Source organism: Pseudomonas sp. FG13 (assembly GCF_057809755.1).
The window spans coordinates 38,431-51,688 of the sequence record NZ_JBMDKO010000016.1 but is presented as its reverse complement, the minus strand read 5'-3'; the positions used below and the strand labels follow the sequence as shown (position 1 = coordinate 51,688).

Below are 13,258 nucleotides of genomic sequence, written 5' to 3'. Positions count from 1 at the left end.
AAGCCCAGCGGCGCGCAGCCGCTGGGCTGGGGGGTATCAGCGCATTATTGCGCTTTTTGCGGCTGTTGCGCCTTCCAGGCCTTGAACTCCGCCCACTCGGCGCGACGCTCGGCCTGTTTCTTCTGGATCGCGTCGAACTCTTTTTGCTGCTCGGGTTTCAACAGACCACGGATCTGGGCGTCGACTTTCTGATGGCGGGCTTCCATTTCATCCTGCATGGCCTTCTGGTCGGCCGGCGACAGTTTCGCCAGGTATTTTTCTACCAGCTCCTGACGTTCATGGCGCTGTTCGCCCATGATCCTGCGGATCTGCTGACGTTGTTCGTGGGTCAGGTCCAGTTGGCTGTACGGGCCTCTGTCGTGCATCTGGCCGCCGTGACGCGGGCCGTCCATCGGCCCCATCGGACCAGCGCCTTCCGGCATGGCCATGGCCACGGTTGGCAGGGCGGCAGCGAACATCAGAGCGGTAAGGGTCTTGCGCATGGTGTGTCTCCTTGTCTCGTTCCCGGTCATTCCGGATGTGTGCAGATTACGGAGATCAAGGTCAGCGGCGGTCAGGGGTGGGTAAAGCTTGGGTAAAGAGGTTTTGGCGCGATCCTGACAAAAAGTCAGTGAAGTGAATGGTTTCTTTGCGGCGAGGGGATTTAGCGAAACGTCGCACCGCCCCGTTGGGGTGCGAAGCGCCCCCAAGTCTGTCTGCCACCGCGTGACATCAGATAGATCTTAAGGGGGCTGCTGCGCACCCCAGCGGGGATAAATCCCCTCGCCACAGGGGGTTAGAGGCTGTAGTAGTAACCCCGGCTGCGCAACGCCACGATGCGCGGGCGGCCGTCGGGATGGGGGCCGATTTTCTTGCGCAGGTTGCTCACGTGCATATCGAGGCTGCGGTCGTACAAGGTCAGCTTGCGGCCCAGGGCGATCTGCGCCAGCTCCTGCTTGTCCAGCGGCTCGCCCGGCTGCTTGAGCAGCGCTTCGAGCAGGCGGCTCTCGGACACGGTGAGGGTCTGTTCCTGTTCATCGATGCTGACCACGCCACGTACCGGGCTGAAGGTCAGGTCGCCCAGTTCGATCTGGCTGGACACCGCCGTCGGATGACTGCGGCGCAGCACGGCGCGCAGGCGGGCGGTCAGTTCCCGTGGGTCGCAGGGTTTGGCCAGGTAGTCGTCGGCGCCCAGTTCCAGGCCAAGGATGCGGTCCAGCGGCTCGCCGCGGGCCGACAGCATCACCACCGGCAGTTCCGGATGGTCGTTGCGCAATTGCTTGAGCAATTCCAGGCCACTGCCGTCGGGCAGCATCACATCCAGCACCACCGCCGCCGGAGCGGTTTCGGTCAGGGCTTTGCGGGCACTTTGGCCATCGTGGCAGGCCCGTACCTGGAAACCTTCCTGACCCAGCCAACTGCCGAGGAGCTCACACAGCTCCTGGTCATCATCAATCAGTAACAGCTCGCTCATGAATCACTCAATTTAGCCATTGCCGACGCTGTCTACGTCCACCGCTGGCAAAGATACCGCAGAGTAGGGCCAATAGCGCTACCCCGGCGCCAATGACGAACCATTGCTGTTGATCAGTCAACAGGCGCGGCAGCGGGCTTGACTGGGCTTCCTTGAGTTGCAGCTTCAGGCGCTGGTTCTCCTGGCGCAACCGGCTCACCAGTGCGGTTTCACGCTCGCCGTTGGCGTTCTGCAATTGTTGGGTCAGTTCTTCGCGCAGGCGTTCGCTGTCTTTCAAACGTTGCTGCAGCTCGGTGATCTGGCCGCCTGCGCTCAGGGACAAGGGGGTCGAATGACTGCCCTCGGTGCTTTCTTCGCCATGGGCAGGTGCCCCGATCGACAACATGACCCATAACAGGCACAACGGACCTTTGCGCATTGTCACTCCTGAATTCCAATCGAGACTAAACAGATTAGACAGGTTGTCGGCAGGCAAACGGGAACAATGAGCAGTTGAGAGCAATGAGCCATGAAGGCTCATTGCTCCGCGGGTTACGGCAGGACTTGCTTGAACGGCTTGACCACGACATTGGCGTAGACGCCGGCGGTCACGAACGGATCGGCCTCGGCCCAGGCTTGTGCGGCGCCCAGGGAGTCGAACTCGGCGACGATCAGGCTGCCGCTGAACCCTGCGGCGCCAGGGTCATTGCTGTCCACCGCAGGGTGCGGGCCGGCCAGCACGATACGGCCTTCGGCCTTGAGCTGCTGCAGGCGCGCCAGGTGTTCGGGGCGGGCGGCCAGGCGTTTTTCCAGGGAGTTGGCGACGTCGGTGGCAATGATTGCGTAGAGCATGTCAGTCCTCGGTTTTTTGCGTGGGGGTGTCGGCATCGTGCAGATGACGGGACAGGTAGATGCCCTGGCCGATCAGGAACAGCAGCGTCATGCCCAGGCTGCCGAAGACCTTGAAGTCGACCCAGTAGTCCTGGAACGTGAACGCGACGAACAGGTTGGCGCCGCCGCAGAACAGGAAAAAAGCGATCCAGGCGATGTTCAGGCGGGTCCAGATCACGTCCGGCAGACTGACGGCATGACCCATGATGCGCTTGATCAGCAGGCTGTCGCCGATGAAATGACTGCCGATAAAGGCCAGGGCGAACAGCCAGTTGACCACCGGCGCTTTCCATTTGAGGAAGGTGTCGCTGTGGAAGGCCAGGGTCAGGCTGCCGAACACAAGGCAGGCAATCAGGGTCAGCCACTGGCTTTTTTCCAGCTTGCGCTGGGAGATGAACAACGCGCCGTAGACCACCAGGGAACTGATGATGAGCACCGCGGTGGCGCTGTAGATACCACCTACTGTGAGGGTCTGACCGGCAATGTCGACGGTGCGAGGGTCAAGTTTATAGGTGATGAAAAACAGCAGAAGCGGGATGAAGTCGATGAATTGTTTCACAATGGCAGCCAGAAGCAGGATGTGACGGCATAATAACAAACATCCCAGGCCGCGATAGGGCCAGCTGATTTGAGGTAACAAACCCCCGTGAATGTTGATTTGCACTGCCATAGCACGGCCTCCGATGGCGCCCTGGCGCCTGCAATTGTGGTGGCGCGGGCGTTCGAGCACGGCGTGCGAGTCCTGGCCCTGACCGATCACGACACCCTTGAAGGCCTCGACGAGGCCCGCTGCGCGGCGACGGCGTTGGGCGTGCAACTGGTCAACGGGGTCGAGTTGTCCTGCACTTGGGGTGGGGCAACCATCCATGTGCTGGGCTACGGTTTCGATGTCGATGCGCCGCCGCTGGTCCAGGCCATCGCCGAATTGCGCGACGGTCGCTGGCTGCGTGCCGAGGAAATCAGCCGCAAGCTGGCCCTCAAGGGCATGCCCGGTGCGCTGGAGGGCGCCCGGCAGATCCAGCAGGAGCTGGGAGACAGCGGCAATGCGCCGGCCCGGCCGCACTTCGCCGACTGGATGGTGCGCGAAGGTTTCGTCAAGGACCGTGCTGAAGCGTTTCGCAAATGGCTGGGGGCCGGCAAGCTGGGGGACGTCAAGCAGCATTGGCCTACGCTGGAGCAGACGGTTGAAACCCTGCGGGCCGCCGGGGCCTGGGTCAGCCTGGCGCATCCGTGGCACTATGATTTCACCCGCAGCAAACGTCGCCGCCTGATAGCCGACTATATTCAAGCAGGGGGCCACGCCATTGAGGTGGTCAATGGCCATCAGCCGGCCGAGCAGGTCGGCAGCCTGGCGATTCTGGCCCGGGAGTTTGGCCTGCTGGTCACGGCCGGCAGTGATTTCCATGGCCCTGGAGGCTGGTCCGAGATCGGCGAGTACCGCCCGTTGCCCGAAGATCTGCCACCGCTTTGGTGTAGATTCAAACATGATCTTGTTACCGACGCCGTCTGAACAGGTAGAACACGTGAGTCAATTTTTCCAGATTCATCCGGAAAACCCGCAAGCGCGCCTGATCAAACAGGCGGTGGAAATCATTCGAGGTGGTGGTGTGGTGGTCTATCCCACCGACTCCTCCTACGCCATCGGCTGCCAGATCGGCGACAAGAATGCCGTGGAGCGGGTCAGGCGCCTGCGCCAGTTGGACGACAAGCACAACTTCGCGCTGATCTGCAGTGACCTGTCGCAACTGGGCCTGTTCGCCAAGATCGACACCGGCACCTTCCGGCTGCTCAAGGCCCATTTGCCGGGCCCCTACACCTTTATTCTCAACGCCACCCGCGAAGTGCCGCGACTGTTGCTGCACCCGAAGAAACGCACCATCGGCCTGCGGGTGCCGAGCCATCCGATTGCCCTGGCGCTGTTGGCGGAACTGGGTGAGCCACTGATGAGCGTGACGCTGATCATGCCCGGTGAAACCGATCCCCTGACCGATCCCTACGAAATGCGTCAGTTGCTCGAACATCAAGTCGACCTGATCATCGATGGTGGTTACGGCGGTATGAAGGCCTCCACCGTGATCAACCTGGCCGACGGCGAACCGCAGGTGGTGCGCGTCGGTTGCGGCGATCCGGCGCCGTTCCTGGTCGAGGCCTGAATGTCCGCCGTGGAAACCGTGGTGGACAGTGTGGACAGTCAGGCCGGCGCCCAGCAGGAGCTGCCGTTCGCCATGGTCTATGGCCAGGCGGTCACCGAAATGCCCCTGGACCTGTACATTCCGCCGGACGCCCTGGAAGTGTTCCTCGAAGCTTTCGAGGGCCCGCTCGACCTGCTGCTGTACCTGATCCGCAAGCAGAACATCAATATCCTCGACATCCCCGTGGCGGAAATCACCCGTCAGTACATGGGCTATGTCGAGCTGATGCAGTCGGTGCGCCTTGAGCTGGCGGCCGAATACCTGGTGATGGCGGCCATGCTGGCCGAGATCAAGTCACGGATGCTGTTGCCGCGTTCGGCCGAGGTCGAGGCGGAAGAGGACGATCCCCGCGCCGAACTGATCCGTCGCTTGCAGGAGTACGAGCGCTTCAAGGGTGCTGCCGAAGGCATCGATGGCTTGAGCCGGGTCGGGCGCGACGTGGTGGTGCCCAAGCTCGATGCTCCCGAGGCTCGGGCACGCAAGTTGCTGCCGGACGTGAGCCTGGAAGAGTTGCTGATGTCCATGGCTGAAGTCCTGCGCCGGGGCGACATGTTCGAAAGCCATCAGGTCAGCCGCGAAGCGCTGTCCACCCGCGAGCGCATGAGCGATGTGCTGGAACGGCTCAAGGGCGGCGGTTTTGTACCGTTCGTCGAGCTGTTCACCGCCGAGGAAGGGCGGTTGGGGGTGGTCGTCACGTTTATGGCGATCCTGGAGCTGGTCAAGGAATCCTTGGTCGAGCTGGTGCAGAATGAGCCGTTCGCAGCGATTCACGTGCGGGCACGAGCCGAATAACGAGCAAATCAATGAATCTGACTGAACCCCGCGAGCTGGCCCCCTTGCTTGAAGCTTTCCTGTTGGCCTCGGGAAAGCCGCAATCGATGGAGCGTCTGTTCGAGCTTTTCGAAGAAGGCGAGCGGCCGGAGCCGGCCGTGTTCAAGAAAGCCCTGACCCTATTGGGTAAGTCCTGCGAGGGGCGGGCTTTCGAACTCAAGGAAGTGGCTTCCGGTTATCGCCTGCAGATCCGCGAGAAATTCGCGCCCTGGGTCGGGCGTCTGTGGGAAGAGCGGCCCCAGCGTTACTCCCGCGCCATGCTCGAAACCATGGCCTTGATTGCCTACCGCCAACCGATCACCCGTGGCGAGATCGAGGACGTGCGGGGCGTGGCGGTGAACAGCCACATCGTCAAGACGTTGCTGGAGCGCGAGTGGATCCGAGTCGTCGGCTACCGCGACGTGCCGGGTAAACCGGCGATGTTCGCCACCACCAAGGCTTTCCTCGATCATTTCAACCTGAAAAACCTCGATGACCTGCCGCCGCTGGCCGAACTGCGGGAGTTGGAGCCCGAGCCGATGCTCGAGTTCGACGACGCCCCGGTGCCCCAGGGGTTGCAAGACCTGGCCGACGCCAGTGCCGAACCGGAGGAGCCCAAGGAAGAAACCAGTTTTCATTCGTTGCTGCTGGAACTGGACACCATGGAGGAGGGGCTCAAGACCGATTTCGACGACTTGCTGCGTGACGGTCCGGAACCTGAAGGCGAGGCGCCTGATCATGCAGTTGAACCCGCGGCCGAGGCTGAACCCGAAGAGGACATTCTCGGGGTTGCCGAAGCCCGGGAAAAACTGTTGGCTGCTGTTGCTGCCCTTGAGCCGCACGTACCCGAGCCTGAGTTGAGCGACGAAGAAGCCGAAGCCCGGGCGCTGGCTGAAGCGATCGAAAACGAACGTCGCCAGTTTGAGGATTGATCCAGCTGACATCGCCCCCCATGTGGGAGCGAGCCTGCTCGCGATTGCGGTCGTTAAGCTTGCATCAACGTTGGACATGCAGCCGCCAGCGCGAGCAGGCTCGCTCCCACAGGAGAATGCAGGGACGGTAGACCACCGATCGGCGGAAAAACCACTGAGCACCCATCGATCAACTAGTCTCTGATGCGCAAACCCCTCAACGGGCGTATGATTCGCGACCCTTTGGCGAACCCTTCGCCAAACGACCCTTTTCAAGACCACACCGGGAGGTGCCCAGCATGAAAGACCAAGACCAGAACGACAGCCACGAAATCGGCCCCGCAGGCGAGAAACTGCAGAAAGTCCTCGCCCGTATCGGCGTCGGCTCGCGCCGTGACGTGGAAGCCTGGATCACTCAGGGCCGGATCAAGGTCAACGGCAAAGATGCCACCTTGGGCCTGCGCGTCGACATGCACGACGCCATCACCATCGATGGCAAGGTGATCAAGCGCGAAGAGGCCGCCGAAACGGTGCGCCGCGTGATCATGTACAACAAGCCCGATGGCGAGATCTGCACCCGTGACGACCCGGAAGGCCGTCCGACCGTGTTCGACAAGATGCCGCGTCCGAAAGAAGGTCGCTGGATCAACATCGGTCGCCTGGACATCAACACCACCGGTCTGCTGATGTTCACCACCGACGGTGAACTGGCCAACCGCCTGATGCACCCGTCCTACGAGATGGACCGTGAGTACGCCGTGCGTGTACGCGGTGAAGTCGACGACGAGATGATCGAGCGCCTGAAGGCCGGCGTCGTGCTGGAAGACGGCCCGGCGCGTTTCACCGACATCAAGCAGGCGCCGGGTGGTGAAGGTTTCAACCACTGGTACCACTGCGTGGTGATGGAAGGCCGTAACCGTGAAGTGCGTCGTCTGTGGGAATCCCAGGGGTTGGTGGTCAGCCGTCTGAAGCGCGTGCGTTTCGGCCCGGTGTTCCTCAACTCCGACCTGCCGATGGGCCGCTGGCGCGAAATGAGCCAGCAGGAAGTCGACATTCTGTCGGCCGAGGTGGGCCTTACGCCTGTGGCAATGCCGCAGATGACCGCCAAGAGCAAGGACAAGCTGGAGCGGATGCAGCGTAAATCCTCGCGTCCGATGGGCAAGACCGAGCGCGTGCGGACTTTGCGTCCAGCGGCTGAGGGCGCGGCGCCTGGTCCACGAGCTCCCCGCCAGCCGCAGATCGAAGGCGAACGTCCGGCCCGCAAGCCGGGCCCACGTCAGGATGGCGAACGCGGCCCAAGCACGCCACGCCCGGCCAACGGCCGGACTGAGCGTGGCGACGGTCGCGGTACGCCGGTGGCTGAACGTCCGGCCGACGTCAAGCGTCCGGCCAAGCCGACCTCGAAGAAACGCCCGGCCATTACCTTGGTGGATCGTGATGCGCCGTCGGGCAAGCGTCGTGGTGCACCGGCGGGCTCGGGGCAGCGTCCGGGGTTTGGTCGTCGTAAGCCGGAATGAGGCCGCTTTGAGTTTCTAGCGGCAAGCGGCAAGAAAAAACGCCAACCCTAGGGTTGGCGTTTTTTTTGGTCTGGCTTTAGTGATGGGGTGTAGCTGAGACCGCCATCGCGAGCAGGCTCGCTCCCACAGGGGAATGGTGACGAGCACAAGTTTTCCATTCAGTTGTGGGAGCGAGCCTGCTCGCGAAGAGGCCGGCATCACCAACCACAATCCCCAGCGGACTAAAGCACAAACCGCCCATCAAACATCGGCTCATTATCCAGCGCCAGCACACCGCTCTCGAAAATCAGATCCAGGTGATGACTGCCCTTGGCGCCGCCACCCAGTCCCAGGTGCAGGCCGCAATGGCGCTCCTCGAACCCGGCGTTTCGCGCATACAGGCTCTTGACCCCTTCGTTGGTGCCAATCCCCAACTCCTCGATGCGCCGGTTGGATGGGTTGGCGTCCAGGTATCGGTTGAAGTCATGTTCCAGGCCCGGCACTTCGGTGGCGATTTTCTGGATGGTGGAGTCTTCGATCCACAGTTCCAGCGGCGACTGCAGCACGCCATATTTGCGGGCGAACGGGATGGTGCTCAGGAATGTGCCGACGAAACTCACCCGACCATTGATGGTGTCGCTGTGGGTCGCGATTTCGCCGGGGGCCAGGTCGTAGTTGCCGAGGCCGTTGATGTCGGTCCATTTCTTGACGCTGTCCAGGGACGTGTCGAAGTACGAGCCGTGCTGGTCCTGGAAGCTCAATGTGCTGGCTTGGGACATGCGCTGGATGAGATGGCTGTTGAGCCCGGCGATACGTTGCGGGATGACGCTGAAGGTATCGTAGAAATAATCGCCGTAGTCCTTGAACAGCAGCGATTTCTTCCAGTTGTCCGCCATCACGCCTTGCAGGGCGCGGACAAAGTCCGGGCCGTCAGGCCGTGGATTAGGCAGGGTGGAAGAGTCGTAGAAGAAAATATACAGATCGCTGTCGGCGATGGCCTTGGACAAGCGCTCGGTGGGTTCAAGGTCCAGGCGCATGGCGCTGAACCGGAAGGGCGAGCCGCTGCCTGCCTGTTCGGCGATGGCGCCGGTCAGTGCTTCGTAGTCGGCGGTATGGCCGAGCAGTACCTTGGCGGGCTGGATACCGGCCAGGGCAGGGTGGTGTTCGAGGTAGTAAAGGAAATGAGAGATGGCTCGTTGTGTGTCCATACTTGTTTTCTTCCCTGATCGATTAGCGTCCCGGACAACCTGCTAAAAGTGGCGGAGCCGACCGGCCGGATCAACTCCGCCGGGTTGCGCTTACAGAGGCCACATCGCCGTGCCGAATGGAACGACGGCATCGGCTTGCATCATTTCTACGGCGGCTTCATGGGTTGGCGCTTCAAACCATTCGTCCAGTTGCAGTTCGGTTTCCAAGTCTTTGTCCAGTGCTTGCATAGTGAATCTCCTAGATGACTTTACGGAAAGTTGCGGGCAATCCGGTGAGTGAAAGCTGACCGTAGATAGCACCGCAGAGGCTTGCCGGCACGATGCCTGGGCAAGTCGCTAAAACCTAGTCGACGGGTTTTTGGAATGCAAAAAATAATTTTATTTTTTTGATATGAACTTTTTGTTCTATTTTTCGCGGATTTTTTTACCTATTTAAAACAGCCACCTGCAAGGTTTATTGAATAGGAAGCTTCCTACCGTCAATTTGCAGACGGCTTACAGAAAATTCCTACATGGAAAAAATTCGTTACGCATCGTAAAGAAAAGCTGACGAAAAAGAGGCGGGCGCCCGGTTAGAAATTCTCCTTCATGTGAATGTAAGAAAAACCTTCCAGCCGGCCTTCCACGCGTTGTGTCAGAGGGTGTTGGCCGGCTTGTTTCCAATCGATGAGGAGGGTCAGATGCGCCTCATACCTTGTCAGGGTGTCTAGTGGCCTGTGTGGCTAATTCGTGTACTCAACTTCGGCGCCAGGACTTGCCAGGCTGCGTTGCCATTCCTCGCCGTAGCGGGCTACGGCTCGTCATGGCGTCTTGCCTGGCGAGCCCTGGCACTCGAATTTGAGCACTCGAATTAGCCGTACAGGCCACTACAGCCAAGGGTCGGCGGTGTACAATGCGCCGCGTTTTACTGTGACCCTTCGCGTACCCACGCACCTTCAAGGTTATCCGCCTTGCTCATTCCGCCACGTCACAAGCGTGTCGGGTTCGATTTCGTCACAGATAAAAACAAACAGGTGACGCATGACCGGTGTAAATACAGGCGAGCTGAAACGCGGCCTGAAAAATCGACATATTCAATTGATCGCCCTCGGCGGCGCGATCGGTACCGGCCTTTTCCTGGGCTCGGCAGGGGTGCTGAAATCAGCCGGCCCGTCGATGATCCTGGGCTACGCCATCTGCGGTTTCATCGCCTTCATGATCATGCGCCAGTTGGGCGAAATGATCGTCGAAGAGCCGGTGGCCGGTTCTTTCAGCCATTTTGCCCACAAGTACTGGGGCGGTTTCGCCGGGTTCCTGTCGGGTTGGAATTGCTGGATTCTGTATATCCTGGTGGGCATGTCCGAGCTGACGGCGGTGGGCAAGTACATCCATTACTGGGCGCCGGACATTCCGAGCTGGGCTTCGGCGGCGGCGTTTTTCATCCTGATCAACGCCATCAACCTGGCCAACGTCAAAGTCTTCGGTGAAGCCGAGTTCTGGTTCGCGATCATCAAGGTCGTGGCGATTGTCGGCATGATTGCCTTGGGTAGCTACCTGCTGGTCAGTGGTCACGGCGGCCCGCAAGCGTCGTTGACCAACCTGTGGTCCCATGGCGGGTTCTTCCCCAATGGCGTGAGCGGCCTGGTGATGGCGATGGCGATCATCATGTTCTCCTTTGGTGGTCTGGAAATGCTCGGCTTCACCGCCGCCGAGGCCGACAAGCCGAAAACCGTGATCCCCAAGGCCATCAACCAGGTGATCTACCGGATCCTGATTTTCTACATCGGTGCCTTGGTGGTGCTGTTGTCCCTGACTCCTTGGGACAGCCTGCTGGCCACCCTCAATGCCTCCGGCGATGCCTACAGCGGCAGTCCGTTCGTGCAGGTGTTCTCGATGCTGGGTAGCAACACGGCGGCGCACATCCTCAACTTCGTGGTGCTGACCGCCGCGCTGTCGGTGTACAACAGCGGTACCTACTGCAACAGCCGCATGCTGCTGGGCATGGCCGAGCAGGGCGATGCGCCCAAGGCCCTGGCCCGGATCGACAAGCGTGGCGTGCCGGTGCGTTCGATCCTCGCTTCGGCGGCGGTGACGCTGGTGGCGGTCTTGCTGAACTACCTGATCCCGCAACATGCGCTGGAGCTGTTGATGTCGCTGGTGGTCGCGACCCTGGTGATCAACTGGGCGATGATCAGCTACTCGCATTTCAAGTTCCGCCAGCACATGAACCAGACGCGCCAGGTGCCGCTGTTCAAGGCGCTGTGGTACCCCTATGGCAACTACATCTGCCTGGCGTTCGTGGTGTTCATCCTGGGCGTGATGTTGATGATTCCCGGCATCCAGGTTTCGGTTTACGCGATTCCGGTGTGGCTGGTGTTCATGTGGGTGTGCTACGTGATCAAGAACAAGCGCAGTGCCCAGCATGAGTTGGCCGTGGCGGCTGCCAAGTAAGCATCCTTGAAATACCCCAAACCCGGCCGAGTGCCGGGTTTGTTTTTTCTGATTCACCCTCTGTGGGAGCGAGCCTGCTCGCGATGGCGTCGGGTCATAAGCGTCAATGGTGGCTGGCACACCGCAATCGCGAGCAGGCTCGCTCCCACAGGGATTGAGCGTTGTCCCTGGGATTCGGAGTATTCTGTGGGGCCTGATACCGGACACTTTTCATGCTGGCGATTTCCAACAACGTGCACATCCCCGATGCCGAGATCGAGCTGACGGCCATCCGCGCCCAGGGTGCCGGGGGGCAGAATGTCAACAAGGTGTCCAGCGCCGTGCACCTGCGCTTCGACATCCCGGCTTCGTCATTGCCCGAGTTCTATAAGGAGCGGTTGCTGGCCCTGCGTGACAGCCGCATCACCAGCGACGGCGTGTTGATCATCAAGGCCCAGCAGTATCGGACACAGGAACAGAACCGGGCCGATGCATTGGAGCGCCTGGTCGAACTGATCCTCAGTGCCACCAAGGTCGAGAAGAAGCGCCGCCCGACCAAACCGACCCTGGGGTCGAAGACGCGTCGCCTGGAATCCAAGAGCAAGCGTGGCTCGATCAAGGCCGGGCGGGGCAAAGTAGACTTCTAGTGGCCTGTGTGGCTGATTCGCGTACTCGAATTAACCGTACAGGCCGCTAGTTTCTGCTCCTTTCCTCGCGATACCTCGGCGCCTGCCGGTACAGGTAGATGCTCAACCCCAAGCCGCCGGTCGCTGCCAAGGCCGCGAACAGGAAGATCGAGGCAAAGCCAAACCCTGCCGCAATCGCACCGGCCAACGGTCCGGTGATCCCCAGCGACAAATCAATGAACAGCGAATAGGCGCCCACCGCCGCCCCACGGCTGGAAGCCGGCACAAGGTTGACGGCCTCGACACCCAGTGCCGGGAATACCAGCGAAAAACCGAAGCCACTCAACGCTGCGCCCGCCAATGCCCACTGCGCATCCGGTGCCAGCCATAAGAGCAACAAGCCAAGGGTTTCCACCGACAGGCAGGCAATCGCGACCCGAAAGCCCCCCAGGCGATTGATCAGATTGCCGAACAGCAAGCGGGCGCCGATGAAGCAGGCACCGAACAGGCTCAGGCACAGCACCGCGTTGTCCCAATGCCGGGTCGCGTAGTACAGGGTAATGAAGGTGGCGATGGTGCCGAAACCGATAGAGCCCAAAGCCAGGCCGCAGCCATGGGGCAGGACGCGCCCCAGCACATGCATGAATGGCAGGCGTTCGCCGACGACGATGGGGGCGGCGGTTTTTGGCCAGGCCAGCGCGACCCCCAGCACGGCCAGCAGGATGATGCTGACGCCCATGCTCCATAGTCCCAGAGACTTGACCAGCCATACCCCCAGCGGCGCGCCAATCGCCAGCGCGCCGTAACTGGCAATGCCGTTCCAGGAAATCACCTTGGCCGTATTCGCTGCGCCGACCCGGCCAATGCCCCAGCCAATCGAACCCGAACCCACCAGGCTTTCAGCGCTGCCCAGCACCAGGCGACCGATCAGCAGGCTGATCAGGCTCAGGGTCGGCAGCTCATGGGTCCAGGCGGACGCCAGCATGAACACGCCGCTCAACCCACATCCGGCGAGGCCGAAGATGACGGCGCGCTTGCTGCCCAGGTTGTCGATGATCTTGCCTGCGTAAGGGCGGCTGAGGAGGGTGGCCAGGTACTGGACGCTGATCACCAGCCCGGCGATCACCGCGCCAAAACCCAATTCGCCGTGGACGAACCCGGGCAGCACGGCCAGGGGGATGCCGATATTCAGGTAGCCGATGAAGGTGAAGAGGACGATGGAAACGACTTGCAGCGTGACCGCCAGGGGGCGCTGGGAATCTGACATGGGAAAAGGTCCACGG

15 protein-coding genes are annotated in these 13,258 nt (G+C 61.0%); 7 read left to right on the top strand and 8 right to left on the bottom strand.

Going from position 1 to position 13,258, the window contains the following annotated elements:
• Positions 1 to 44 precede the first annotated feature (44 nt).
• The 5 genes from ACODTO_RS15040 to ACODTO_RS15020 form a co-directional block, all read right to left on the bottom strand.
• Positions 45 to 482, bottom strand: a complete 438-nt coding sequence (locus ACODTO_RS15040; protein ID WP_139647790.1) for a Spy/CpxP family protein refolding chaperone — start codon at positions 480 to 482, stop codon at positions 45 to 47.
• A gap of 293 nt (positions 483 to 775) precedes the next feature.
• Positions 776 to 1,453 carry a response regulator transcription factor gene (locus ACODTO_RS15035; RefSeq protein WP_139647792.1) on the bottom strand — a complete coding sequence of 226 codons (678 nt, stop codon included), beginning with the start codon at positions 1,451 to 1,453 and terminating at the stop codon, positions 776 to 778.
• Between the two features lie 7 nt (positions 1,454 to 1,460).
• A complete protein-coding gene (locus tag ACODTO_RS15030; protein ID WP_055137744.1) occupies positions 1,461 to 1,871 on the bottom strand; it encodes an SH3 domain-containing protein in 411 nt (136 codons plus the stop codon).
• A gap of 113 nt (positions 1,872 to 1,984) precedes the next feature.
• Positions 1,985 to 2,284 (bottom strand): YciI family protein, encoded by a 300-nt coding sequence (locus ACODTO_RS15025; RefSeq protein ID WP_139647795.1) that lies wholly within the window; start codon positions 2,282 to 2,284, stop codon positions 1,985 to 1,987.
• A 1-nt stretch (position 2,285) separates the two neighbouring features.
• Positions 2,286 to 2,882, bottom strand: coding sequence for a septation protein A (locus ACODTO_RS15020; protein WP_139647796.1), 597 nt, complete (start codon positions 2,880 to 2,882; stop codon positions 2,286 to 2,288).
• Between the two features lie 87 nt (positions 2,883 to 2,969).
• Between ACODTO_RS15020 and ACODTO_RS15015 the strand changes: the two genes are divergently transcribed.
• The 5 genes from ACODTO_RS15015 (at position 2,970) to rluB (ending at position 7,753) form a co-directional block, all read left to right on the top strand.
• Positions 2,970 to 3,833 carry a PHP domain-containing protein gene (locus tag ACODTO_RS15015; RefSeq protein WP_139647798.1) on the top strand — a complete coding sequence of 288 codons (864 nt, stop codon included), beginning with the start codon at positions 2,970 to 2,972 and terminating at the stop codon, positions 3,831 to 3,833.
• A gap of 13 nt (positions 3,834 to 3,846) precedes the next feature.
• Positions 3,847 to 4,476 carry an L-threonylcarbamoyladenylate synthase gene (locus ACODTO_RS15010; RefSeq protein WP_024779546.1) on the top strand — a complete coding sequence of 210 codons (630 nt, stop codon included), beginning with the start codon at positions 3,847 to 3,849 and terminating at the stop codon, positions 4,474 to 4,476.
• The gene (locus tag ACODTO_RS15005; protein ID WP_024779547.1) at positions 4,477 to 5,307 is read left to right on the top strand and encodes a segregation and condensation protein A; all 831 of its coding nucleotides are present in this window, start codon (positions 4,477 to 4,479) and stop codon (positions 5,305 to 5,307) included.
• A gap of 11 nt (positions 5,308 to 5,318) precedes the next feature.
• Positions 5,319 to 6,257, top strand: coding sequence for an SMC-Scp complex subunit ScpB (gene scpB, locus ACODTO_RS15000; RefSeq protein ID WP_139647800.1), 939 nt, complete (start codon positions 5,319 to 5,321; stop codon positions 6,255 to 6,257).
• A gap of 278 nt (positions 6,258 to 6,535) precedes the next feature.
• Positions 6,536 to 7,753 carry a 23S rRNA pseudouridine(2605) synthase RluB gene (gene rluB / locus ACODTO_RS14995; protein ID WP_489106663.1) on the top strand — a complete coding sequence of 406 codons (1,218 nt, stop codon included), beginning with the start codon at positions 6,536 to 6,538 and terminating at the stop codon, positions 7,751 to 7,753.
• Positions 7,754 to 7,974: 221 nt separating this feature from the next.
• On the opposite strand, the gene ACODTO_RS14990 is transcribed toward rluB, so the two are convergent.
• Together ACODTO_RS14990 and ACODTO_RS14985 are read right to left on the bottom strand one after the other, a co-directional pair.
• Positions 7,975 to 8,940: a M29 family metallopeptidase gene (locus ACODTO_RS14990; RefSeq protein WP_175363315.1), complete on the bottom strand. Its 966-nt coding sequence runs from the start codon at positions 8,938 to 8,940 to the stop codon at positions 7,975 to 7,977.
• A gap of 90 nt (positions 8,941 to 9,030) precedes the next feature.
• On the bottom strand, positions 9,031 to 9,168 hold the full coding sequence (locus ACODTO_RS14985) for a hypothetical protein (protein ID WP_003178782.1): 138 nt from the start codon (positions 9,166 to 9,168) through the stop codon (positions 9,031 to 9,033).
• Between the two features lie 792 nt (positions 9,169 to 9,960).
• Between ACODTO_RS14985 and ACODTO_RS14980 the strand changes: the two genes are divergently transcribed.
• Entirely contained in the window at positions 9,961 to 11,370 is a 1,410-nt protein-coding gene (locus ACODTO_RS14980; RefSeq protein ID WP_139647808.1) for an amino acid permease, read from the top strand.
• A 212-nt stretch (positions 11,371 to 11,582) separates the two neighbouring features.
• Positions 11,583 to 11,996 carry an alternative ribosome rescue aminoacyl-tRNA hydrolase ArfB gene (gene arfB / locus ACODTO_RS14975; RefSeq protein WP_024779552.1) on the top strand — a complete coding sequence of 138 codons (414 nt, stop codon included), beginning with the start codon at positions 11,583 to 11,585 and terminating at the stop codon, positions 11,994 to 11,996.
• A gap of 46 nt (positions 11,997 to 12,042) precedes the next feature.
• On the opposite strand, the gene ACODTO_RS14970 is transcribed toward arfB, so the two are convergent.
• Complete coding sequence (locus tag ACODTO_RS14970) at positions 12,043 to 13,242, bottom strand: MFS transporter (RefSeq protein ID WP_489106662.1); 1,200 nt, start codon at positions 13,240 to 13,242, stop codon at positions 12,043 to 12,045.
• Between the last annotated feature and the right edge of the window lie 16 nt (positions 13,243 to 13,258).